This is a genomic window from Solidesulfovibrio sp. DCME, from assembly GCF_049995385.1.
GTDB lineage: Bacteria > Desulfobacterota > Desulfovibrionia > Desulfovibrionales > Desulfovibrionaceae > Solidesulfovibrio.
This window is the reverse complement of the sequence record NZ_CP188261.1, coordinates 4677393-4699237: the sequence shown is the minus strand read 5'-3', so window position 1 is coordinate 4699237 and position 21845 is coordinate 4677393. Positions and strand designations below refer to the sequence as shown.

Here is a 21845-nt window from a genome sequence, read left to right as displayed (position 1 = left end):
CCGGAAACGTTGACCGCATGACGTACGACGACGCTGTCCGCCCCGACGCCTGCCGCCGGGGCGGCAAGATCACCCTTGTGGTGCCCGTCTACAACGAGGGCCAGGGCCTTCGCGCCCTGCGCGACGCCCTGGTGCCCGTCATGGACGGCCTGCCCTACGACTGGGACTGCATCCTGGTCGACGACGGCAGCCGCGACGATTCCTGGGCCGTCATCGACAGCCTCGCCGCCGCCGACCCCCGCTTCAAGGGGCTCCTTTTTTCCCGCAATTTCGGCAAGGAGATGGCCCTGACCGCCGGTGTCGAGGCCGCCGTCGGCTCCGGGGCCGTCATCTGCCTCGACGCCGACCTCCAGCACCCGCCCGAGATCATCCCCCAGCTCGTGGCCAAGTGGGAAGAGGGCTACGACGTCGTGGCCACCATCCGCGAGAAGGTCGCCGACTACTCCCTGGTCAAAAAGCTCGGCTCCAAGGGCTTCTACTGGTTCATGAAGCGCTTTACCGACCTGGATTTGCCGCCCAATTCCACGGACTTCCGGTTGCTTGACCGCAAGGTCGTGGAGACGCTCGCGCAATTCACCGAGGGCTCGCGCATGTTCCGGGGGCTCATCGACTGGATGGGCTACAAAAAGACGTACATCTCTTTTTGCGCCCCGGCCAGAAGCCAGGGCGAGCCGGCCTATTCCGTCAAGAAGCTGTTCAACCTGGCGATCAACAGCTTCACTTCCTTTTCGCTGGTGCCCCTGCGCCTGGCCGGCTACCTAGGCCTGGGCATCATGGCCGTGACCATACCGCTTCTGTGCCTCATGGTCCTGGCCAATTGGACCGTGGGGGCCAACATCACGCCCATCGCCTTTTTCACGGTCTTCAACACGCTTTTAATCGGCGTGGTCTTGTGCGCCCTGGGCATGATGTCGCTGTATATCGGTCACATCCACACCGAGGTGGTCAACCGGCCGCTGTATATCGTGCGCTGCCGCGCCGGAAACTGGGACGGCCAAGGCTGATGCTCCCCGACGCCCCGGTTTTTTCCGTCATCATTCCCTTCAAGGCGCCCGGACCCTACCTCGTCGAGAGCCTGCCGCATCTGCTGGCCCTGCGCGAGCCGCGCTTCGAGGTCGTCCTGCTGCCCGACGAGCCCTTCGACCTGGCCGCCTATACCAACGACCCCCGGGTGCGGGCCGTTCCCACCGGCGCGGTCTCGCCGGCGGTCAAGCGCGACCGGGGCGCCGAACGGTCGCTGGGCGAATTCCTGGCCTTCATCGACGACGACGCCTATCCCGACCCGGCCTGGCTCACCGTGGCCCTGGTCGCCTTCGAGGATAACCCCAGGCTCAGTGCCGTGGGCGGCCCGGCCGTGACCCCGCCCGACGACCCCTTCTGGGCCCGGGCCTCGGGCGCGGTGTTTGTAAGCCGCCTGACCGGCTTCCCCGAGCGCTACCGGCCCACCCCACCCAGCCGCGATGTGGACGACTGGCCGACCGTCAACCTCATCGTGCGCCGCGCCGCCTTTTTCGCCGTGGGCGGCTTCGACACCGCCTGCTGGCCCGGCGAGGACACCAAGTTCTGCCTGGACCTGGTCCACAAGAAGGGCGGCACCATCCGCTACCTGCCGGAACTGTTCGTCTGGCACCACCGCCGGCCGGGTCTGCGCAAGCACCTGCGCCAGGTCGGCAACTACGGCCTGCACCGGGGCCATTTCGTGCGCGTCCACCCCGAGACCTCGCGCCGGCTGCGCTATTTCCTGCCGGCCCTGTGGGTGCTTTTTCTGGCCGCCGCCGTGCTCCACGGCCTGGCCGCCCTGGCCGGCGTGCCGGTCCTGCCGTTGGGCGGGCCGCTCATTTGCCTGGGGCTGGCCGCCTACGCCGTCTTTTTGCTCGGCATCTGGGCCGATCTCCTGCGCTTCGAGCCCGCCAGCGTGGCCCTGGCCGCCATGCCCTTCGTGGCCCTGACCCACGTCTGGTACGGGGTCCGCTTTCTCTACGGGCTTACCAAAACGAAACTGATCAGCAGCCTCGGCAGGTAACATGAAGATTTCCGTGGCCTATCCGCCGCTGTCCTCGGAAAAGGGGACGCCGCTCCTGTCGCAAAACCGGCAGTTCCAGTGGTTCACCAACCCGACCTACATCTATCCCATGGTGCCGTCCTACGCCGCGAGCCTGCTCGCTTCGCGCGGCCACGACGTCTCCTTCGACGACGGCATCGCCGACGAGATGACCTACGAGGCCTTCATGGCCGACCTGGTCCGGCGCGCGCCGCAGCTCGTGGCCATGGAGACGAAAACGCCGGTCGTCACGCGCCATTGGGCGATCGTGGCCGACCTCAAGGCGCGGCTGCCCCACGCGGCCGTGGTGCTCATGGGCGACCACGTCACGGCCCTGCCGCGCGAATCCATGGAACACTGCCCCGTGGACTACGTCATCGCCGGCGGCGACTTCGATTTCATCCTGGCCGACCTGGCCGACCATCTTTCCGGCAAGCCGGTGGCCATGCCCCAGGGCGTGTGGCACCGCCGGGACGGCGCCATCGTCGACGGCGGCATGGGGAGCCTCAGCCACAACCTCGACGAGCTGCCCTACATCGACCGCGACCTGACCAAGTGGCAGCGCTACGCCTATAAAAACGGCAACTTCAAGTACACGCCCGGCACCTACGTCATGGCCGGCCGCGACTGCTGGTGGGGCCGCTGCACGTTTTGCTCCTGGACCACGCTTTTTCCGGGCGCGACCTATCGCACGGTCTCGCCCGAGCGCCACGTGGCCGAGATCGAAAGGCTGGTCAACGAACGGGGCGTGCGCGAGATCTTCGACGACTCGGGCTGTTTTCCGCGCGGCGCCTGGCTCGAGGAATTCTGCCGGCGCCTCGTCGACAAGGGCCTGCACAAAAAGGTCGTCCTCGGCTGCAACATGCGCGTGGGCGAGCTGACCCAGGACCAGTGGCATCTGCTGAAAAAGGCCAATTTCCGTTTCATCCTCATCGGCCTGGAGTCCATGTCCCAGGCCACGCTCAACAGGCTCAAAAAGGGCATCCAGGTCTCCCAGATCGAGCAGACCGTGGCCATGGCCAAGAAGGCCGGCCTCGAGCCCCACATCACCACCATGGTCGGCTATCCCTGGGAAACCCGCGAGGACGCCCGGCGCACCATCGACTTTGCCAAGTCGCTTTTTTCCCGGGGCCTGCTCAACACCCTGCAGGCGACCATCGTCGTGCCCTATCCCGGCACACCGCTGTTCGAGGAAGCCAAGGCTAACGGCTGGCTGACCACCGAGAACTGGGACGACTACGACATGCGCGCCTCGGTCTGGAAAAGCCCGATCTCCAATGCCGATGTGTTGCAATTCAAGGATGAGTTGTATAAAGCCGCCTTGACGCCAGCGTTCATTGCCCGGAAAATCATGAGCATCCGCGACGTGGATGACGTGAAGTTCCTGTTTCGGGCCGCCGGGAAGCTGCTCGGGCACCTGCTCAACAAGAGCCGCAACAAGGATTGCGGCTGCAAATAGGAACCCCCCAGGCCAAACGACACCATGACGCGAATCGATCCCCCGCGCCGCGCCGCGACGGCCGGCCGTACCGCTTGGCAGGGAAGGGAGCGCTAGGCTTGGACCGTGTCTCGGTGGTGGTCACCACCAAAAACGAAGCCCGCAACATCGGCGCCTGCCTGGCCTCCGTCGCCGCCCAGGACTATCCCCGGGAGGCGATGGAGATCATTGTCGTGGACAACGGTAGCACCGACGCCACCAAGGCCATCGCCCGGCAGTATACCGGCCTGGTCTTCGACAAGGGCCCGGAACGCTCGGCCCAACGCAATTACGGCATGCTGGAGGTGGCCACGGGCGCCTATGTCATGTTCCTCGACGCGGACATGATCCTGTCGCGCAGCGTGGTGCGCCGTTGCGTCGAAGCCCTGGCCGTCGGCGGCCACGTGGCCTTGCATATCCCGGAAATCGTGCTCGGCGCGGACTTTTTTCCGTCCGTGCGCCGTTTCGAGCGCAGCTTCTACGACGGCACCGTCATCGACGGCGCCCGCATCATCGAAAAGGACGCTTTCGCCGCCGTCGGCGGCTTCGACACTTCCCTGACCGGCCCCGAGGACTGGGACCTGGACAAGAAACTCAAGGGACTGGGTACCATCGGCCTCCTGTCGCGCTACGATTTCGACGCGGTGGACGCCTACGTGGCCCAATTGCCGCCGGACGGCATCCCCGAGGCGCTAATTGCCTTCGAGGAACGCTCGGGCCTGGACACCCCCCTTTTGTTCCACAACGAAGCCGCCTTCGACCTCGTGCGCTACCTGAAAAAAAAGACCTACTACACGGGCAGCGCCGAGGCCTACATCGCCAAATGGACCGGACAAGACCCGGACGACCCGGATATCCGCCGCCAGTACGGCGCGGCCTACCGGTTTTTTGGCGTCTTCGTCGAACAAGGCCGCTACCGCCGGCTCCTGTCCCATCCGGGCAAGGCCTGCGGCATGTATTTCCTGCGCTTTCTCGTGGGCGTCCTGTACCTGGCCAGAAGATCACGCCAGGCCAAGGCATAGCCGCCCCGGAAGGCGCGCCCAATCCGCCAAAAGGAGACAACCCCGTGGCAGTCGCCATCGTCACCGGCTCGGCCGGCCTCATCGGTTCCGAAACCGTGCATTTTTTCAGCGAAAAAGGCTTCGACGTCGTCGGTATCGACAACAACTTCCGCAAGACCTTCTTCGGCGAGGACGCCGACACCTCCTGGAACCGCAAGCGCCTGGAGGAAACCCACAAGCACTACACCCACTACGACGCCGACATCCGCGACAACGACGCCATCGCCAAGATCTACGGCCGCTACGGCAAGGACGTGAGAGCCGTCATCCACTGCGCCGCCCAGCCCTCCCACGACTGGGCCGCCTCCGACCCCTACATGGACTTCACCGTCAACGCCAACGGCACCATGGTGATGCTGGAAAACTTCCGCCAGCATTGCCCCGAGGCCGTCTTCATTTTCACCTCCACCAACAAGGTCTACGGCGACACGCCCAACTCCCTGCCCCTGATCGAACAGGAAACGCGCTGGGAAATCGACCCCTCCCATGCCTACGTGGACGGCATCGACGAGACCATGTCCATCGATCAGACCAAGCACAGCCTGTTCGGCGCCTCCAAGGTGGCGGCCGACGTGCTGACCCAGGAATACGGCCGCTACTTCGGCCTCTACACCGGGATTTTCCGCGGCGGCTGCCTGACCGGCCCGGCCCACTCCGGCACCCGCCTGCACGGGTTTCTCTCCTACCTCATGCGCTGCTGCATCACCGGCCGCAAGTATTTCATCTACGGCTACAAGGGCAAGCAGGTCCGCGACAACATCCACTCCCACGACCTGGTGAGCAGCCTGTGGCACTTCTTCGAGAAGCCGCGCGTGGCCGAGGTCTACAACATGGGCGGCGGCCGCTACTCCAACTGCTCCATGCTCGAAGCCATCGCCCTGTGCGAGCAGATTTCCGGCAAGAAGCTCAATTACGAATACGACGAGACCAACCGCATCGGCGACCATATCTGGTGGATCAGCGGGCTCAAGAAGTTCGAGGAGCACTACCCGACCTGGAAGATGCAATACGACGTGCCGACCATCCTCAAGGAAATCCACGAGACCCAAAAGGACGTCGTCGAGACGGCCTAGCCGGGTCTTGAGGGAAGATGCCTCCGGCGGCCGGGGGGGATGATCCCCCCGGTCCCCCCCGATGGTGGGGTAGGCGCGGGGTCGGCCCGCCCGCCGCTTCGCGGCGGACAAGCCGACCCCACGCCTACCCCACAATGCGTTGGAGACCGGTTCTCGAAGGGAATAGACGGCAACCGGCCGAACCTTCGCACGCATTTTCCCCTTCACCCTTTAAGAGTTTTTTGGGAGGGTGGGGGTCCGGGGGAGGGAACCTTTTTTTGCAAAAAAAGGTTCCCTCCCCCGGTTCCTCACTTCCACACTCCCAAAGGAGTCCTTCTCATGCGCACCATGCTTGTGACCGGCGGGGCCGGGTTCGTGGGCAGCAACCTGGCCGTGGCGTTTAAGCGCAAGTATCCTGATTTGAAAGTGATCGTGCTCGATAATTTGAAGCGCCGGGGCTCGGAGTTCAACCTGCCGCGCCTGGCAGCCGAGGGCATCCGCGTCGTGCACGGGGACATCCGCAATCCCGAGGACCTGGAGTTCGAGGACAAGATCGACGTGCTGCTCGAATGCTCGGCCGAGCCCTCGGTGCTGGCCGGCTTCGGCGGTTCGCCCAAATACCTGGTCAACACCAACCTGACCGGCACCATCAACTGCCTGGAAGTGGCCCGTAAAAACCAGGCGGACGTGGTGTTTCTGTCCACCAGCCGCGTCTATCCCTATGATCCTATCAACGCCGTGCCCCGTCGCGAGGACGCGACGCGGTTCGTCTGGGAGGACGTGGCCGGGCCGCGCGGCTGGTCGCCCCAGGGCCTTGACGTCGATTTTGACTTGAACGGCCCCAAGTCCATGTACGGCGCGACAAAGCTGTGCTCGGAATTCGTGCTGCGCGAATACGAGGCCATGTACGGCGTACGGGCGGTGGTCAACCGCTGCGGCGTCATTGCCGGGCCGTGGCAGTTCGGCAAGGTGGATCAGGGGGTGTTCTCGCTGTGGGTGCAGGCCCATTATTTCAAGCGCCAGCTGGCCTATATCGGCTTCGGCGGCCGGGGCAAGCAGGTGCGCGACCTGCTCCATGTGGACGACCTGTTCGATCTTCTCGATGCGCAACTGGCCGATCTTGAGAAAGCGAGCGGAAAAATCTATAACGTTGGCGGCGGGCTTTCCTGCAGCCTTTCCTTGCTGGAAACCACGCGCCTTTGCGAAGAACTGACCGGCAACACCATCGCCATCCGCGGCGACCTGGTCGACCGGCCGGCCGACCTGGCCATCTACATCGGCGACAACAGCCGGGTCACGGCCGATTACGGCTGGGCGCCCAAACGGAGCGCCAGGACCATTTTGGAGGACCTCCTTGCCTGGGTCCGCGAGCACGAGGCGAACCTGAGGACGCTGGCGACGCTGTAAGCCGGCGCATCCCGGGGCCGCCGCAACGGAAGGCAACGACATGCAACCGCGCAAGGTCGATCATCAACGGATGGTGGCGGACGCCCGGGCCATTCGGGAAAATATCAGCCGGGCCAGAGGCTATCTGCGCCGCGACGAACTCTTTCGGTGTATCGAGGCGGCCAACGACGCCCTGGTGCTCAAGAGCACCGGAGCGGCCTTGGGCCTGGGCCGCTCCGAGGTGGACCTGCTTTTCGCCGAGATGTGCGACGAGTTCAGCCGCCATCCCAAGGTCATGGCCTTTCTGGAAAGCATCGGCGTCTCGGGAGGCGTCTTTTTGCGCTACAAACCCGGTGACGAAACCTTGCTGATCAAGAAGCTGACGGCCTTTCGCATCAAGATGGAGGAGTCCGAGCAGCGGGAAAAGGATCAGCAGGACCAGCGCCGCACCCAACAGCGCGACGAATGGTTGGCCCTTGGCCGGGAACATCTGCGCCAGAAAAGTTTTCCCAAGGGCAAGGTCTATCTGCGCCGGGTGGCCGAAACCTACGGCGAGGAGCCGGACATCGTGCGCGAGGTGGGCCGGCTGTTTTTGGAGGCCGGGCTTTTTCCCGAGGCCGCCGAGATGTTCGCCCTGGCCGTCGAGCGCTTTCCGGGCGACCAGCAGGCCTGGCGCGGGGCCATCGAGGCCTATGACGGGCTGGGCGAATTCAAGAAGGCCGAGGCCCTGTACCTCGACGCGGTCAAGGTCTTCGGCGGCCACCCTTTGACCTTCCTCAATATCGCCAAGTTCTACCTCAAGTGGAATCGTAAGGACGACGCCTACGACTATGCCATCCGGGCCCTGGACCAGGACCCCAACCTGGCCGAGGCGTTGGAGATCCGGGACAAGCTGGAGCGGTAGGCGCCCGGCTTACTTGCCGATGCAAAACGTGTCGAAGACGGCGTTGAGCACGTCCTCGGGCGTGGTCTCGCCGGTCACGTCGGCAACGAGCGCCCGGGCCGTCTCCAGGCGCGCGCCCATGAGGTCGTAGGGCACGTCCGCCGCGATGTCCGCGGCAAGCGCCGCCAGTTCCTTGCGCGCTGCGCCGAGGCTTGCCGCCTCGCGCTCGCTTGGGGCCGCGGCCCCGGGTTCGGGCGCGCCGGCCTCGCGGGTCAGCCGGGCGCGCATGGCGGCAAGCAGCGCCGGCAGCCCGAATCCCGTCATGGCCGACACGGCGACCGCCTCCAGGCCCATGGCCGCCAGGTGTTCCCGGGGATCGGGCAGCCCCGGCGGCAAGTCGGCCTTGCTCAGCACGGCCAGCACCTTGTCCGGGCCAAGCCTGGCCAGGAGGGCTTCGGCCTCGGTGTCCGGCTCGTACGGCGCCGCGCCATCCACCACGAAAAGCCCCAGTTCGGCCACGGCGGTAAGCCCCAGCCCCCGGGCCTTGCCGGCCGCTTCCACGGCGTCGGGCGTCTCGCGCAGGCCGGCCGTGTCCGCAAGCAGCACCGGCAGCCCGTCCAGGTCCAGCCCCTCCTCCAGGTAGTCGCGGGTCGTGCCGGGAAGGTCGGCCACCAGTGCCCGGTCGGCGCCGAGCAGGGCGTTGAAAAGGCTCGATTTGCCGGCATTGACCCGGCCGAAAAGCGCCACCCGCGCCCCGTGGCGAAAGGGCCTGGCCCGGCGCGTGGCGGCGAGCAACCCGTCGATGCGAGCGATGACCGCGTCGACCGCCGTCGCAAAGGCCGCCTTGGGCAGGCATTCCACCTCTTCCTCGGGAAAATCCACGGCCAGGCAGATGCCGGCGCGCAGGTCGTCCAGGGCGGCGCCCAGTTCCCGGGCGGCCTGGCCCACCGCCCCCTCCAGGCGCGTGCGGGCGATGTCCGCTTCGGCCTCCCCGCGAGCGGCGATCAGTTCGGCCACGGCCGCGGCCTGGGACAGGTCCAGCCGGCCGTTGAGGAAGGCCCGCTTGGTGAATTCCCCCGGCCCGGCCGGCCGCGCCCCCAGGGCGAAACAGGCGGCCAGCACGGCCCGCAGCACGGCCGGCGCGCCGTGGCAGAAAAATTCCACCGTATCCTCGCCGGTATAGCTGCTAGGTCCGGGCATGTGGGCGACCATGCCGCGATCGAGGGGGTGGCCGGTCGCGTCCAGGATGTCGCCGTGGTGCAGGCGGTAGGGTTTGAGCCCCGTGAAACCCGGCCGGGCGGACGCGAACAGCCGCGCCCCGATCCGGCCGGCCAGGGGGCCGGACAGGCGCACGATGCCCACGCCGCCGCGCCCGGGCGGCGTGGCCACGGCGGCGATGGTGTCGCCGGCGACTTCGAGGGCGAGCGGCACGGGGTCCTACGCGCCTGCGGCGCAACTGGTCTGCGCCAGAAGTTTCTTGATGCCCCGGCCCATGCGGGCGATGCCCTCGGCGATGCGGTCCGGCTCGGCGTTGGAGAAATTGAGCCGCATCTCGCGCGCGCCGCCGCCGTCCACGAAAAAGGGGCCGCCGGGCACGAAAGCCACCTTTTCCTGGATGCACAGGTCGAACAGGGCAAAGGCCGAACAGCCCTCGGGCAGGGTCACCCACAGGAACATGCCGCCTTCGGGCTCGGTGCAGGTGACCTCGGGCGGGAATTCCGCCTTGATGCGCTCGACCATGAGGTCGCGCTGGGCGCCGTAGGCCTGGCGGATGGTGGCGATGTGGGCGTCGAGGTCGTTGTCGGCCAGGTACTGGATGAGGACACGCTGCACGAAGGTGGAGCAGTGGAGATCCGAGGCCTGCTTGGCCGTCACCAGCTTGGGCAGGGTGTCGGGCGTGGCCACCACCCAGCCCAGGCGCAGGCCCGGGGCGGCGATCTTGGAAAACGTGCCGAGCATGAAGGCGTCGCCTTGCAGAAAGGCCGACACCGGTGGCTGGGCCTCGCCGTAAAAACGCAGTTCGCCGTAGGGGTCGTCCTCGACGAAGACCGTGTCGGCCACGCGCAGGATCTCGGCCACGGCCCGCCTGGCCGCCAGGGAATAGGTCAGGCCCGAGGGGTTCTGGAAATTGGGCACGGCGTAGAACATCTTGGCCTTCCTGCCCAGGATGGCGTCGCCGAGGCGGTCGATGTCCGGGCCTTGTGGGGTCAGGGGCACGCCGACGAACTGGGGCTCGAACACGGAAAAGGCCTGGATGGCGCCGATGTAGCCGGGCAGTTCCACGGCCACGATGTCGCCGGGGTCGAGGAAGACCTTGCCGAGCAGGTCCAGGCTTTGCTGGGAGCCGTTGGTGACGAGGACGTTGGCCGGGTCGATGTCCATGCCCTTTGTGGTTTTGTAGCGGGCGGCGATCCACTCGCGCAGGGCCGGCTCGCCCTCGGTGACGGAATATTGCAGGGCGGCCGGGCCGTTGTCGGCCAGGACCTTGGCGGCGGCTTCGGCCATGGGGCCGGTGGGGAACAGGTCGGGCTTGGGCAGGCCGCCGGCGAACGAGATGATGGACGGATCGGCGGTGACCTTGAGGATCTCGCGGATAAACGAGCGGCGCACCTGGGACATGCGCTTGGCGAAAGCGGGCACGATGGACCTCCTGGGCTCTCTGGAGGCCGCGACAAGTGGCGGGCGACTGGCCCGGAAACGCGGCCGGTCGCCCAAGGCTACCCCGAAGCCGGGGAAGATAAAAGCGTTTTGTCGAAAGGTGTCGGGGGCGTTTGACCTGACACAAAAAATGCGTACACTCTGCGTCATGGCCTGGGCAATTGGCATATCCGGCCGCGTGGCCAAACGGATACGGCAGTTGCCCGAGCCCGTTCGGGTGATCGTTCGCCAGCTTGTCCATGAAATCGAAATGTTGGGTCCTGTACGCCAGGGCTGGCCGCATTACGGCAAGATCACGGGCAGGCCGGGGTGCCATCATTGCCACATCCGGCGCGGGCGACCGACGTATGTGGCGATTTGGAAGGAAACGGGCGAGGGGATGGTGGAGGTGACGTATGTCGGAACGCATGAAGGCGCGGACTACGGACGGCTTTGTTGAATTTTCGTTGCGCGTGCCCGAGGCGCAAGCCGACCGGGTGGCGGCGGCGCTTCGGGCCATCGTGGCCCTTTTGCCGGAAGGGCCTTGCGTATCGCCCTTGCCGGATGAAGCGTTGGACGACGATGTCCTGTATTCTCTGGAGGCGGTGTTCGGTTCCCGGACGCCTGGCGCGGCGGTCCGGGCGTATCGGCTGCGCGAGGGCCTGACCCAGGCCGCGCTGGCCCGGGTCATCGGCGTCACGCGGTCGGTAATAAGCGACCTGGAAAACGGCCGCAGGCCGGTCAGCGGCGCCATGGCCCGGAAACTGGGGGCGTTTTTCAAAATCGAATATAAAATGTTTTTATAATACACTGTAAAGAGCAAACGATGAATGAACTGGGTGCGTCGATTCTTTCGTCTGTAGCAAGTTCGGTCGTGTTGGCTGGGATAATTCTGTTTATTGTCAAACACTGGTACATGGTGCGATTGAAAGAGGGTGTGAAATTTGAGTACGACAAAAAAATAGAAAAAATAAAAGCTGAGCTTTCAGCGTCTAATTTAAAATTAGTTGAATATTATAAATCAGAACTTGCTAGTTATTCATCGGTTTTGGGTGCTGCGCATAAAGCTGTTGGAGAGAGTTCTTTGGTGTTGCAGCAAAAGAGGCTATGCGGCGTTGAGGTTTTATGGAAAGCTATGCTGACAGTTCGAAATAATACGCCTGTTGTGCTAATGTTTGTTGATACGATGCCTGAAAGCGATTTTGAAAAAATATTTCGGCATGATTTTAGTGGGTTTGATACAAGCATTGATGCGAGATATGTTGTTGCGATGTGTGGAGTTGGTAGTGTTGTTGTAGAGGAGGTGCGCCCATTTGTTGGCGATTATTTGTGGCATCTTTACTCTTGTTACCTGACTCTTCATTTGGCGGCTGTGTCACTTTACACGACTGGAAAAGGAAGAGGTGTTCTTTCTCCTTGGTATCGGGATGCTGGTTGTCTACAGATAATGTCTGCGATTGTGGATGAAAAAGAAAAGGTAACGTTTGACAGCCTGGAAATTGGGCATTTGACCTGGGTGCGCACAGTTATCGAGAATAAATTCTTAAAATCGGCCGATAGGATTTTGTCTGGCAAGGAACTAGGAGATTTTACAGTACAAGAATCGCTTAGAGCAACCGAAACCATCAGGGAATGGTATCAGCAAACTCTAATGAACAAGTTATCCTCTCCACGCTAACTTCCAATCAACCCACAAAGAGACAGCAATTCACTCCGTCGCTCCTGCGCTCCATAACCTTTCGCCGTCATTGTTCCGTTTTCCAGCACCGTCGTCAGCCCCTCGCCGCCCGTGACCCAAAGGCCCGCCGCCGCCTCCAGGCAGGCCGCCGCCCCGAAAACGTCATTGTCGGCGGCGTAAAACCCGTTGCCGCCCCAGGGGACCTCGCGCAGGGGAACGCTTGGGGCATAGCCGCCCTCGCCGGCCTGGCGCATGTAGTCGAAACCGCCGAAACCGGCGAACCCGGCCACGACGCAGCCGCAGGCCAGGGCCTCGAGCGGCGGCAGGGGGCAGCCCTCGGGAAAGCCCGTGGCCAGGAACACGTGGCAGGAACGCAGGGCCGCAGCCACGCCGTCCGGGGACAGGCCGTCGATGGCCACCCAGTCCAGGGCCAGGCCGGTGTGGGCCGCCCGGGCCGTGGCCACCTGGCGTATCATGGCCGCCAGGGCCTTGTTCTTGCGGGGCATGAAGCCCACGCGCACGGGCGCCGGGGCCGGCTTGGCCGGGGGCGGGGAAAACCGGGCCGGGTCGATGGCCGGGCGCACGATGGGCGGCAGGTGCCCTAGGGCCAGCTCGATGTACCGGGCCACCGGGTCGGACACGGCCAGAAACGACACCGGCAGCCTGTCCCAGCCGACCCCCTCGGGCAGGCCGTTGAAAAGATAGGCCCAGTTCTGGCAGTAGACGACGCAGCGCGCTCCGGCGGCAAGCCCCGGGGCCAGGGCGTTGGGCCAGCCCTCGGGCACGAGGTAGGTGTCCTCGGCCGTCAGGCCGGCCGTGGCCAGGGGCACGGCGGCAAGCTGCGGCGGCAGGGCAAGGGGCGTGGCCCCGGCCTCGCGCGTGACGAGCACGACCTCGCGGCCCAGGCCGGCAAGGGCCACGGCGAGGTCGCAAAGCACGGCCAGGCCGCCGGAGACAGCGCGAAGCGGCGGCAGAAAAACGAAAATGCGTCCCACAACGCTCCTTTGGCCGGCCCGGTTGCCGGCGACGGGGCAAAACGCTAACAGGAAGGCCCTCGCCCCTCGCAACCGAGATGCCGCAAGGAGTCGCCATGCGCAACAACAAGGATGCCGTCCCGGACATGACGCTGACCGCCGAGGCCACGGCCGTGCCCACGCTCGGCCAGCCGACCTGCGACAGCCCCAAGCGCGTGGGCACCTACGTGCCCGACGATGCCGGCGTGCTGGTCGGCATCACGCGCGGCTCCGTCACCTGCGACGGGGCCACGCCCGTGTTTTTCGAGGAAGCCGGGCCGCGCCAGAAAATCTTTTTTTCGCCCCACAAGACCAAGGTGGCCGTGGTCACCTGCGGCGGCATCTGCCCGGGCATCAACGACGTCATCCGCTCCATCGTCATGGAGGCCCACCACCAGTACGGCGTGGCCGCCACGCTCGGCATCCGCTACGGCCTGCGCGGCTTCATCCCGGCCTGCCGCCACGACGTGCTGGAGCTTTCCCCGGCCAATGTGGCCGAAATCCACGAATTCGGCGGCACCATCCTCGGCTCCTCGCGCGGTCCCCAGGCCGTGGACGAGATCGTGGACGCCATGGACCGGCTCGGCATCGGCTTTTGCATCTGCATCGGCGGCGTGGGCACCCTGCGCGCCGCCTCGGCCATCCAGGCCGAAATCGCCTCGCGCGGCCTTTCCATCGGCATTGTCTGCATCCCCAAGACCGTGGACAACGACATCCACTTCGTCTCGCGCACCTTCGGCTTTTTGACGGCCGCCGAACAGGCCACCGAAGCCATTGCCTGCGCCCATGTCGAGGCCCTGGGCGCGCCCTACGGCATCGGCCTGGTCAAGCTCATGGGCCGGCAGTCCGGTTTTATCGCCGCCGAGGCCAGCATGGGGCTCAAGCACGTCAACATGGTGCTCGTGCCCGAGGAGGCCTTCGCCCTGGAAGGGGAGGGCGGGGTGCTCGACGTGCTCGAGCGGCGGCTGCGCCAGCGCGGCCATGCCGTCATCGTGGCCGCCGAGGGGGCCGGGCAGCACCTGGTGCCGGAAACCGGCCGTTTCGACCCCTCGGGCAACCCTGTGCTGGGCGATTTTTGCGGCCTGCTCGCCTCGGCGGTCAAGCGCCACTGCAAGGCCGGCGGCCTGCCCATCACGCTCAAGCTCATCGACCCGAGCTACATCGTGCGCGCCGGCGTGGCCAACACCGCCGATGCCGTCTACTGCGGCTTTCTCGGCCGGCTGGCCGTGCACGCCGGCATGGCCGGCAAGACCGGCCTCATGATCGGCTCGGTCAACGACCGCTACGTCCATGTGCCGCTGCCGCTGGTCACCCGCGAACGCAAGCGCATCGACATCGATTCCGACTACTGGCAGGCCGTGCTCGATTCCACCGGCCAGCCGCGTTTCACGCCCTACGTCGCCTGACGCCGTGCCGCCGGAAGCGGCCCGGACAACCCCCGCGCCGCGGGCGGACCGGCACCGGCCGGTTCCCCGCGGCGACGCCTTTGCAAGGAGTTCCCATGTTCGCAAGCCTCGATGAAGTGTGTGCCGCCGTGGGCCCCGTGGACGCCGCCCTGTTCCCCGTTGCCCAGGCCCACCTGGACAACCTGACCAAGCCGCGCGGGAGCCTGGGGCGGTTGGAGGAGCTTGCGGCGCGGCTTTTCGCCATCCGCGGCGGCAAGGCCCCCTGTGTCGACCCGGCCCGGGTGTACGTCTGCGCCGGCGACCACGGCGTGGCCGCCGAAGGGGTGAGCCTTTTTCCCCAGGAGGTCACCCGGCAGATGGTGGCCAATTTCCTGGCCGGCGGCGCGGGCATCAACGTCCTGGCCGACACCGCCGGCATCGATTTGCGCGTGGTCGACGCCGGCTGCCTGGGCGAGCCCTTCGCGCCCCATCCCCGTTTCGCCGGCTCCCGCGTGGCCCCGGGCACGGCCAACCTGGCCGCCGAGGCGGCCATGAGCCGGGAGGTCTGCGAAAAGGCCTTGCTGCTCGGCGCCTCCCTGGCCGGCCAGGCCGCTTCCGAGGGCATCATGGCCCTGGGCACGGGCGACATGGGCATCGCCAACACCACGCCGTCCACGGCCCTTTTTTGCGCCTACCTGGGCCTTGCGCCCGAGGCCATCACCGGCCCCGGCACGGGGCTCGATGCCGACGGCGTGCGCCGCAAGGCCGGCGTGGTGGCCAAGGCCCTGCGCCTGCACGGCGACGTGGTGGCCTCGGGCGATCCCGTGGCCATCCTGGCCGCCCTGGGCGGGCTGGAAATCGCCTGCCTGGCCGGGCTGATCCTCGGCGCGGCGGCGTACAAGCGGCCCGTGGCCGTGGACGGGTTCATCTCCACCGCCGCCTACGTGGCCGCCCGGGCCATCGCCCCGGCCGTGGCCGACTACGCCTTCGTCAGCCACGCCTCGGCCGAGCCCGGCTATGCCGCGGTCGTGGGTGCCCTGGGGCAAAAGCCGTTGCTCGACCTGGGGCTGCGCCTGGGCGAAGGGACGGGCGCGGTGCTGGCGCTGTTCCTGCTGCGGGCCGGGGCGAACATCTACAACAAGATGGCGACCTTCGCCGCGGCGGGTGTGGATAGCGGCGCCTAGGCCGGCCTGCTTTCAGGGGTCGGGTGCGCACCAATGGCACCGCTGGGTTTGCCTGTCATGGTGGAAGATGACAAAATAGTCATGTTGCTCGCCCCCGGACGTCCCCGTCCGGGGGCGAGTGCTTGGGCCGACGGAAAAGGTGTCGTGGTGGCGGCTGGATAGCGATTTTCGTTTGTATAGCAACGGATAACCGTTGCAACAACAGGAAAAAAAAGAGGCTTTCGTGATGTCGCGGCTCTTGCGTCGGGCCGGTGGAGGCCTCATTAATTGAGACAGAGAATCGGTATCAACAACCCGGGAGGGAAACCATGTACCGCCGCATCTCCATCGCCTTGCTGGCTGCCGTGCTGCTGCTTTTCGCGGGCCAGGCCTCTGCCAGGAAAATGACCGGCCCCGACCGCATCAGCGCCGAATACGCCCAGGGCGTGCAAGCCGTGAACGAGCGCCATTGGAACGCCGGCATCGAATCCCTGACCAAGGTCATCGACAACCCGGCCACGCCCAAGGACATCCTGCCGCTGGCCCTGACCAACCGGGGCACGGCCTTCGCCAACAAGAAGATGACCGCCGAAGCCCTGGCCGACCTGAGCCGGGCCATAGAGCTCAAGCCCGACTATACGGCGGCCTATTACGACCGGGCCCGCATCCTGGCCATGCAAAACAAGCACGCCGAGGCGGTGGCCGACCTGACCAAGGCCATCGAACTGAGCAAGGCCGGGGTCCAGCAGGCCGTCTACTTCAAGAACCGGGGCCTGAGCTACGGCGCCATGACCAAGCTCGACGAAGCCAAGGCCGATTTCAAGAAGGCCAAGGAACTCGACCCCAAGATCAAGATTCCCATGCATTACAAGCCGCTTTTGCAGTCGTAGCGCCTTATGGACGTTGCCGGTGAAAAGGCCCCGCCCGGGGCCTTTTCACTTGGGGAAGCGCCGTCCGGGCAGCCGGGTCATTTCTGGATGTGCGCCAGCCCGACCCAGACGAACGAATAGACCGACATGGCGCACATGATGGCGGCCAGGGGCCCGGTCACGGGCAGGGTGCGGTTGGCCGCCTTGGCGAACCGGGCCAGCAGCATGCCGGCCATGGCCCCGATGGGAAAGAGGTAGCGGCCCTGGGCCTGGAAATCCGAGGTCCAGGAGTGCCAAGTGGACTGGAAGATGGTCAACCCGGCGAACAGCACGAAGACGAGCACGCCCGTCGTGCCGCCCCGGCCGCCGTGCAGGATAAGGGCCAGGGCCAGGGCGCCCATGAGCGTCCAGAGCAGGTAGCCCATGTAGCGGTAGTAGATGTAGGGCGCGTAGACCTTCATGTAGTCGTAGACGCCAAACGAGGTGCGAAACGACCAGATGTGCCAGGTCCACACGGAGAAAAGCTGGGGATAGGTCAAGCCCTGGTCGCGCATGCGCAGGCCCCAGAACTGCGTGCCCGCTTCCTGGGCCGAGGGTTTGTAGTCCTCGCGGGCGTATTTTTCGGCGTTTTGCGTGGGCACTTCCGGGCGCACCGTGCGGTTGACGTAGACGTTGTGCCCCCAGCGGCCGGCGAACAGCGCGGCGGCCACGGCGAACACCAGGGCGGCGTTTTTGGCCGCCGCGCCCATGTCGCGCCCGGCCAGGCCGCAGACGCCGAAAAAGGCCAGGGTGAAGGCCGCGAAGACGTAGTAGTTCTGTTTGGAAATGCAGACCAGGCCGAGCAGGGCGCCCATGTACAGCAGACGCCGCGTGTCGACCCGGCGCGGGTCAAGCGGGGGTGGGGAGACGGGCGGATCGAGCCGGGCCGCCAGATAGACCATGCAGAAGGTCAGGAACATCGGAAAGGCGTCGCCATTGAAATAGCTGAAAACATACCAGATCTGCGGCGTGATGAAAAGCGGCACAAAGGCGATCTTGCGGTCGTCGGGCAGGCGCAAAAAAAGCGCCATCAGGATGGCGAACAGGAAGATGTCGAAAAAGCGCAGGGCCATGTAGTCCTGCCCGGCCAGGGGCAGGATCAGGTTGGCGAAGCGGCCGGCGAAGAAATAGACGATGTCGAGCTGCTGGAGGTAGGTGACGCCGTAGTTGCTGAAGGAATGGGCCAGGCGCGGGTCGTCCATGGCCGGAAAATCCCAGTACTGGATGAAGTACCGGCCGGCGTTGACGTGGTCGAGCTCGTCGGGGTGGGCATTGAGGCGGCTGCCCGTGGCCATGGCCACGAGCAGGGACAGCAGGCCGGCGGCCAGGACGGCGAAAGCCAGGTTTTTGAGCAATTTCCTGGACATGCTCAGGTTGCATCCCGGCATACGGCGTCGAGCACGGCCTTGGCCCCCATGGCCAGGACGGTTTCGGCCAAGGCCTGCCCAAGGTCCGTCGCCGCGTCGCGCCGACCGGTTACGGCGTCGCGGAAGGTTTCGCCGGTTTGGGGGTCGGCGACCAGGCCGTCCAGGGTCAGGCGGTCGCCGTCGATGGCGGCGAAAGCGGCGATGGGCACCTGGCAGCCGCCTTCCAGGCGGGCCAGGAAGGCCCGTTCGGCGGCCACGGCGTCGCGGCTTTCGGGATGGTCGAAAAAGGCCAGCATGGACGCGGTTTGGGGATCGTCCACGCGGTATTCGATGCCAAGGGCCCCCTGGGCGGCGGCCGGCAGGAAGCGCGGCGGCGCCAGGCGTTCGGCCTTGGGCGCGGCCAGCCCCAGGCGGTTGAGCCCGGCGGCGGCCACCACGATGGCGTCGAACTGGCCGTCCAGGAGCTTGCCCACCCGGGTGTCCAGGTTGCCGCGCAGGTCGACGATGGCCAGGTCCGGCCGCACGGCCGTGAGCTGGGCCTTGCGGCGCAGGCTGCTCGTGCCGACCGTGGCCCCGGCCGGCAGGGCGGCCAGGGAGTCGTGGGCCACGGACAGCAGCATGTCGCAGGGGTCCTCGCGCTCGGGCACGATGCCGACCACCAGGCCTTCGGGCTGTTCGGCCGGCACGTCCTTCATGGAGTGCACGGCCACATCGGCCCGGCCGTCGAGCAGGGCTTCCTCGATCTCCTTGACGAACAGCCCCTTGCCGCCGACCTTGGCCAGGGGCACGTCGAGGATCTTGTCGCCCTTGGTTTTGATGGGCAACAGGTCCACGACGAGGCCGGGATGGGCTTCCCGCAGCCGGGCGGCCACGTAATTGGCCTGCCACAAGGCCAGTTTGCTGCCACGGGTGGCGATGACGAGTTTGTCGCGCATTGCGGATTCCGATCCCTTCGAAGCTGTTGATGCGGCAGGCCCGGGCCGTCGCGGTCGCCGGCGGCCCGGGGGCATGGATACCGGGGCGGCGCCGTCAGTGGCAGGTGGCGCAGCTGCCGCCGGAACAGCCGGCGCAGCCGCCGCCCGAGGACGGCGCGGCCGTGCGCGCGCCCGTCTGGCCGCCGCCCGTGCGCGTGCGGCAGGCGGACATGAGTTTTTTCGTGGCGCCCGAGGCGCACTTGGGGCAGGGCGGGCAGGTCGTGGCCGTACTCGACACGATCTCCTCGAACTGCGCCCCGCATTTCTCGCAGGTGTACTCGTAAATGGGCATGGGCAAAGACTCCTTCAAAGGGGACGGCCTGGGGCGACCGGAGGTGTTAGCGGGCTTCGAGATACGGTTCAAGCTCCATGACGCTCTCGAACAGGTAGTGGTCGGTCAGCTTGCACAGCAAGTGGCCGATGGCGATATGCACCTCCTGGATCAGGGCCGTGCGCTCGTGGGGCACGAGCAGGGCCAGGTCGCACAGGGGCACGATGGCCCCGTTGGGCCCGGCCAGGCCCACGGTGACGCAGCCCTTGTCCCGGGCGGCCCGCAGGGCGGCCAGCACATCGGGGCTGTTGCCGGAGGTGGTGATGCCGACCACCACGTCGCCGGGTCGGGCCAGGGCCTGGACCTGCTTGGCGAAGACCCGGTCGAACCCGTAATCATTGCCGATAGCGGTAAGTATCGAAGTGTCCGTGGTCAAGGCCACGGCCGGCAGTGGCGGGCGTTCCAGCTCGAAGCGGTTGACGAATTCGGCGGCCAGGTGCTGGGCGTCGGCGGCCGAGCCGCCGTTGCCGCAAAAAAGGATCTTGCCCCCCCGGGCCAGGGCCACGGCCATGGTCCGGGCCACCGTGTCCACAAGGGCGGCGTTTTCGCCAAAAAAACGCGCCCGCAGCGCGATCGCTTCCTCGGTGTAGGCGGCAATGAGCCGCATGGTGGTTTCCGACATGGCCTCCCCCTGGCGCGATACCCGCAAGGCGTCGCACAGGCCCTTCTTAGCCAAAGCCCGGCTCGCTGACAACGCGTAAGCACGCCTAGGCAACTGCCCCGAAAAAGGCTAGGTTGCGCCAAGCCGCCGGCCGGGCGGCAACGAGCCCATGCAACCATCCTTACTGACACGGATTTCCGACGAAGGCTGCCTCAGCCTCGTCGGCATGGCCGGGGCGGGCAAGTCCACCCTGGCCACACTGCTCGCCCGGCGCCTGGGCTGGGCCAGCCTCGACACCGACCGGCTCATCGAGGCCACGGCCGGGGAAGGGCTGGCCCAGCTGCTGGCCCGGCTGGGGCTGGAAGGGTTTTTGCGCCTGGAGGAGGACGTGGTGGCCGGGCTTTGCGTCAAGCGCTGCGTGGTGGCCACGGGCGGCTCGGTCATCTACGGCCGCCGGGCCGTGGAGCGGCTCAAATCCTGCGGGCCGGTGGTCCACCTGGCCATCGACCTGCCCACGTTCTTGGAGCGGGTGGGCGATCCGGGCCAGCGCGCCTTCGTGGTGCCGGCCGGGCTCAGCCTGTCCGATGTCTACGCCGAGCGGCAGCCGCTCTATGCCGCCGCCGCCGACCTGACCGTAACCAGTTGCGGCGTCACGCCCGAGGCGTGCGTCGAACAGATCCTGCGAGGAATCGCTTCGTGACCGTATCGTTTCCGGCCTCGCGCCGCCGGGTCGTTTTGGGCAAGCTCGCCACGCTCTACGCCGACATGGACGCGGCCTACGCCGCCGCCGCGGCCACGGCCGGGCTGTCCTGCGCCGGCTGCGCCGAGAATTGCTGCACGAGTTTTTTTCAGCACCACACCCACGTGGAATGGCTCTATTTACAGGCTGGCCTCGACGCCCTGCCGGCCGAGCGCCGCGAGGCTTTCCTCGACCGGGCCAAGGCCTACGTCGCCGCCTGCCGCGAGGCCCTGGCGCGCGGCGAGACGCCCCGGGTGCTGTGCCCGCTCAACGACGACGGGCTGTGCGGCCTCTACGGCCACCGGCTCATGATCTGCCGGCTGCACGGCGTGCCCAACGTGCTCATCGGGGGCATGGGCGTGCGGGAGTTCCCGGGCTGCGGGCCGTGCCAGCGCCTGGTCGCCGGCCGGCCCGGGGCCAAGTTCATGGACCGCACGCCGCTATTAAAGCGTCTGGCCGCGCTGGAAATGGAGCTTTGGGGCAGCAAGCCGGGGCGGCCGCCCAAGGTGGACCTGACTCTGGCCGAGATGCTGCTGGCCGGCCCGCCCGGCGGCGAGGCGGCCAAACAGGGGAAATAAGGGGGGAAAGATGGCCTGGATGGGACATGCCTTGCGCCTGTTGTGGCCGGTTGGGGCCATGGGCTGGCTGCTTTTCGTCGCGGCCGCCTGTTCGTCGCTGTCCGTCTCCCACTTGCCGTCGCGCCCGCTCGTGGCCGGGCCGCCGACCGAAGTGGCCATGAAATTCTGGCGCTTCGACTTCACGGGGATGCTGTCCGGCGACGCCTACGTCATCCGTGGCCGGGCCACGCCCGTGACCACCGACCTGCCGCCCTGGGTCGACCGGGTGGAGGAGCTGACCTTCGCCGCCTACCTGCGCGACCCGGCCGGCAACGTCCTGGCCACGGCCGAAAAGCCCTTCCCGCCCATGGCCCTTGCCCCGGATGCAGCCGTGCCCTTCGAATTCGTGCTGTCCCCGGCCGGGACCGCCGCCGGCAACTACGCCGTGTCCTTCGGCTACAAGGCCGTCTACGGCTCGGCCACGGCCCGAAGCGCCCTGGGCGCCAAGGGGCCGCCGCCGGCCGGATCGGTCTTTTTCGCCGGCGAAGGGGCGCTGCGCAAGAACTAGGCTTTGCGGCGCCTTGCCAGCCGC

General features: G+C 66.4%; 22 protein-coding genes. 15 read left to right on the top strand and 7 right to left on the bottom strand.

Going from position 1 to position 21845, the window contains the following annotated elements:
• Positions 1 to 17 precede the first annotated feature (17 nt).
• The 7 genes from ACP59X_RS20820 (at position 18) to ACP59X_RS20790 (ending at position 7921) form a co-directional block, all read left to right on the top strand.
• Entirely contained in the window at positions 18 to 1004 is a 987-nt protein-coding gene (locus tag ACP59X_RS20820) for a glycosyltransferase family 2 protein (RefSeq protein WP_428562216.1), read from the top strand.
• The gene (locus ACP59X_RS20815) at positions 1004 to 2023 is read left to right on the top strand and encodes a glycosyltransferase (protein ID WP_428562214.1); all 1020 of its coding nucleotides are present in this window, start codon (positions 1004 to 1006) and stop codon (positions 2021 to 2023) included. The genes ACP59X_RS20820 and ACP59X_RS20815 overlap by 1 nt, the downstream gene beginning before the upstream one ends.
• A gap of 1 nt (position 2024) precedes the next feature.
• Positions 2025 to 3500 carry a B12-binding domain-containing radical SAM protein gene (locus tag ACP59X_RS20810; protein WP_428562212.1) on the top strand — a complete coding sequence of 492 codons (1476 nt, stop codon included), beginning with the start codon at positions 2025 to 2027 and terminating at the stop codon, positions 3498 to 3500.
• Positions 3501 to 3598: 98 nt separating this feature from the next.
• Positions 3599 to 4540: a glycosyltransferase family 2 protein gene (locus ACP59X_RS20805; RefSeq protein ID WP_428562210.1), complete on the top strand. Its 942-nt coding sequence runs from the start codon at positions 3599 to 3601 to the stop codon at positions 4538 to 4540.
• Positions 4541 to 4584: 44 nt separating this feature from the next.
• A complete protein-coding gene (locus tag ACP59X_RS20800; protein WP_428562208.1) occupies positions 4585 to 5652 on the top strand; it encodes an NAD-dependent epimerase/dehydratase family protein in 1068 nt (355 codons plus the stop codon).
• A gap of 318 nt (positions 5653 to 5970) precedes the next feature.
• Positions 5971 to 7038 (top strand): NAD-dependent epimerase/dehydratase family protein, encoded by a 1068-nt coding sequence (locus ACP59X_RS20795; protein ID WP_428562206.1) that lies wholly within the window; start codon positions 5971 to 5973, stop codon positions 7036 to 7038.
• A gap of 40 nt (positions 7039 to 7078) precedes the next feature.
• Positions 7079 to 7921, top strand: a complete 843-nt coding sequence (locus ACP59X_RS20790) for a tetratricopeptide repeat protein (RefSeq protein ID WP_428562204.1) — start codon at positions 7079 to 7081, stop codon at positions 7919 to 7921.
• A gap of 9 nt (positions 7922 to 7930) precedes the next feature.
• Here ACP59X_RS20790 and mnmE read toward each other — a convergent pair whose 3' ends face one another.
• Both mnmE and ACP59X_RS20780 read right to left on the bottom strand, forming a co-directional pair.
• Positions 7931 to 9331 (bottom strand): tRNA uridine-5-carboxymethylaminomethyl(34) synthesis GTPase MnmE, encoded by a 1401-nt coding sequence (mnmE, locus tag ACP59X_RS20785; RefSeq protein ID WP_428562202.1) that lies wholly within the window; start codon positions 9329 to 9331, stop codon positions 7931 to 7933.
• A 6-nt stretch (positions 9332 to 9337) separates the two neighbouring features.
• A complete protein-coding gene (locus ACP59X_RS20780; protein WP_428562200.1) occupies positions 9338 to 10540 on the bottom strand; it encodes an aminotransferase-like domain-containing protein in 1203 nt (400 codons plus the stop codon).
• 413 nt (positions 10541 to 10953) lie between these two features.
• Between ACP59X_RS20780 and ACP59X_RS20775 the strand changes: the two genes are divergently transcribed.
• Together ACP59X_RS20775 and ACP59X_RS20770 are read left to right on the top strand one after the other, a co-directional pair.
• The gene (locus tag ACP59X_RS20775) at positions 10954 to 11343 is read left to right on the top strand and encodes a helix-turn-helix transcriptional regulator (RefSeq protein ID WP_428562198.1); all 390 of its coding nucleotides are present in this window, start codon (positions 10954 to 10956) and stop codon (positions 11341 to 11343) included.
• Between the two features lie 20 nt (positions 11344 to 11363).
• The gene (locus ACP59X_RS20770; RefSeq protein WP_428562196.1) at positions 11364 to 12215 is read left to right on the top strand and encodes a hypothetical protein; all 852 of its coding nucleotides are present in this window, start codon (positions 11364 to 11366) and stop codon (positions 12213 to 12215) included.
• Here ACP59X_RS20770 and ACP59X_RS20765 read toward each other — a convergent pair.
• On the bottom strand, positions 12212 to 13210 hold the full coding sequence (locus ACP59X_RS20765) for a glycosyltransferase family protein (RefSeq protein WP_428562194.1): 999 nt from the start codon (positions 13208 to 13210) through the stop codon (positions 12212 to 12214). The two genes, ACP59X_RS20770 and ACP59X_RS20765, sit on opposite strands and share 4 nt — an antisense overlap.
• A gap of 95 nt (positions 13211 to 13305) precedes the next feature.
• On the opposite strand from ACP59X_RS20765, the gene ACP59X_RS20760 reads away from it, so the two are divergent.
• From ACP59X_RS20760 to ACP59X_RS20750, 3 genes are all read left to right on the top strand, one after another.
• Entirely contained in the window at positions 13306 to 14634 is a 1329-nt protein-coding gene (locus tag ACP59X_RS20760) for an ATP-dependent 6-phosphofructokinase (protein ID WP_428562192.1), read from the top strand.
• Between the two features lie 95 nt (positions 14635 to 14729).
• On the top strand, positions 14730 to 15797 hold the full coding sequence (gene cobT, locus ACP59X_RS20755) for a nicotinate-nucleotide--dimethylbenzimidazole phosphoribosyltransferase (RefSeq protein WP_428562190.1): 1068 nt from the start codon (positions 14730 to 14732) through the stop codon (positions 15795 to 15797).
• A gap of 308 nt (positions 15798 to 16105) precedes the next feature.
• Complete coding sequence (locus ACP59X_RS20750) at positions 16106 to 16666, top strand: tetratricopeptide repeat protein (protein WP_428562188.1); 561 nt, start codon at positions 16106 to 16108, stop codon at positions 16664 to 16666.
• 77 nt (positions 16667 to 16743) lie between these two features.
• Here the strand turns inward: ACP59X_RS20750 and ACP59X_RS20745 are convergent, their stop codons facing one another.
• The 4 genes from ACP59X_RS20745 to ACP59X_RS20730 all read right to left on the bottom strand — a co-directional run bounded on the left by ACP59X_RS20745 (position 16744) and on the right by ACP59X_RS20730 (position 19978).
• Positions 16744 to 18051: a hypothetical protein gene (locus ACP59X_RS20745; protein WP_428562186.1), complete on the bottom strand. Its 1308-nt coding sequence runs from the start codon at positions 18049 to 18051 to the stop codon at positions 16744 to 16746.
• Positions 18052 to 18053: 2 nt separating this feature from the next.
• Positions 18054 to 18986 (bottom strand): hydroxymethylbilane synthase, encoded by a 933-nt coding sequence (hemC, locus tag ACP59X_RS20740; RefSeq protein WP_428562184.1) that lies wholly within the window; start codon positions 18984 to 18986, stop codon positions 18054 to 18056.
• 94 nt (positions 18987 to 19080) lie between these two features.
• Positions 19081 to 19317, bottom strand: a complete 237-nt coding sequence (locus ACP59X_RS20735; protein WP_428562182.1) for an FmdB family zinc ribbon protein — start codon at positions 19315 to 19317, stop codon at positions 19081 to 19083.
• A 46-nt stretch (positions 19318 to 19363) separates the two neighbouring features.
• A complete protein-coding gene (locus ACP59X_RS20730; RefSeq protein ID WP_428569988.1) occupies positions 19364 to 19978 on the bottom strand; it encodes a D-sedoheptulose 7-phosphate isomerase in 615 nt (204 codons plus the stop codon).
• Between the two features lie 148 nt (positions 19979 to 20126).
• Here ACP59X_RS20730 and thrB point away from each other — a divergent pair, with 148 nt between their 5' ends.
• The 3 genes from thrB to ACP59X_RS20715 are packed head-to-tail and all read left to right on the top strand — an operon-like array spanning position 20127 to position 21821.
• Positions 20127 to 20657, top strand: coding sequence for a homoserine kinase (gene thrB / locus ACP59X_RS20725; RefSeq protein WP_428562180.1), 531 nt, complete (start codon positions 20127 to 20129; stop codon positions 20655 to 20657).
• Entirely contained in the window at positions 20654 to 21274 is a 621-nt protein-coding gene (locus tag ACP59X_RS20720; protein ID WP_428562178.1) for a hypothetical protein, read from the top strand. Before thrB ends, ACP59X_RS20720 begins: the two co-directional genes overlap by 4 nt.
• Before the next feature lie 10 nt (positions 21275 to 21284).
• Positions 21285 to 21821 carry a hypothetical protein gene (locus ACP59X_RS20715; protein WP_428562176.1) on the top strand — a complete coding sequence of 179 codons (537 nt, stop codon included), beginning with the start codon at positions 21285 to 21287 and terminating at the stop codon, positions 21819 to 21821.
• The last annotated feature ends 24 nt before the right edge of the window (positions 21822 to 21845 follow it).

Coding starts and splice junctions, on each gene's coding strand:
- ACP59X_RS20760 (WP_428562192.1), top strand. CDS start 13,306: ATGCGCAACAACAAGGATGCCGTCCCGGACATGACGCTGACCGCCGAG.
- ACP59X_RS20820 (WP_428562216.1), top strand. CDS start 18: ATGACGTACGACGACGCTGTCCGCCCCGACGCCTGCCGCCGGGGCGGC.
- ACP59X_RS20730 (WP_428569988.1), bottom strand. CDS start 19,978: ATGTCGGAAACCACCATGCGGCTCATTGCCGCCTACACCGAGGAAGCG.
- cobT (WP_428562190.1), top strand. CDS start 14,730: ATGTTCGCAAGCCTCGATGAAGTGTGTGCCGCCGTGGGCCCCGTGGAC.
- ACP59X_RS20790 (WP_428562204.1), top strand. CDS start 7,079: ATGCAACCGCGCAAGGTCGATCATCAACGGATGGTGGCGGACGCCCGG.
- thrB (WP_428562180.1), top strand. CDS start 20,127: ATGCAACCATCCTTACTGACACGGATTTCCGACGAAGGCTGCCTCAGC.
- ACP59X_RS20815 (WP_428562214.1), top strand. CDS start 1,004: ATGCTCCCCGACGCCCCGGTTTTTTCCGTCATCATTCCCTTCAAGGCG.
- ACP59X_RS20735 (WP_428562182.1), bottom strand. CDS start 19,317: ATGCCCATTTACGAGTACACCTGCGAGAAATGCGGGGCGCAGTTCGAG.
- ACP59X_RS20795 (WP_428562206.1), top strand. CDS start 5,971: ATGCGCACCATGCTTGTGACCGGCGGGGCCGGGTTCGTGGGCAGCAAC.
- ACP59X_RS20750 (WP_428562188.1), top strand. CDS start 16,106: ATGTACCGCCGCATCTCCATCGCCTTGCTGGCTGCCGTGCTGCTGCTT.
- hemC (WP_428562184.1), bottom strand. CDS start 18,986: ATGCGCGACAAACTCGTCATCGCCACCCGTGGCAGCAAACTGGCCTTG.
- ACP59X_RS20775 (WP_428562198.1), top strand. CDS start 10,954: ATGTCGGAACGCATGAAGGCGCGGACTACGGACGGCTTTGTTGAATTT.
- ACP59X_RS20715 (WP_428562176.1), top strand. CDS start 21,285: ATGGCCTGGATGGGACATGCCTTGCGCCTGTTGTGGCCGGTTGGGGCC.
- ACP59X_RS20770 (WP_428562196.1), top strand. CDS start 11,364: ATGAATGAACTGGGTGCGTCGATTCTTTCGTCTGTAGCAAGTTCGGTC.
- ACP59X_RS20745 (WP_428562186.1), bottom strand. CDS start 18,051: ATGTCCAGGAAATTGCTCAAAAACCTGGCTTTCGCCGTCCTGGCCGCC.
- ACP59X_RS20810 (WP_428562212.1), top strand. CDS start 2,025: ATGAAGATTTCCGTGGCCTATCCGCCGCTGTCCTCGGAAAAGGGGACG.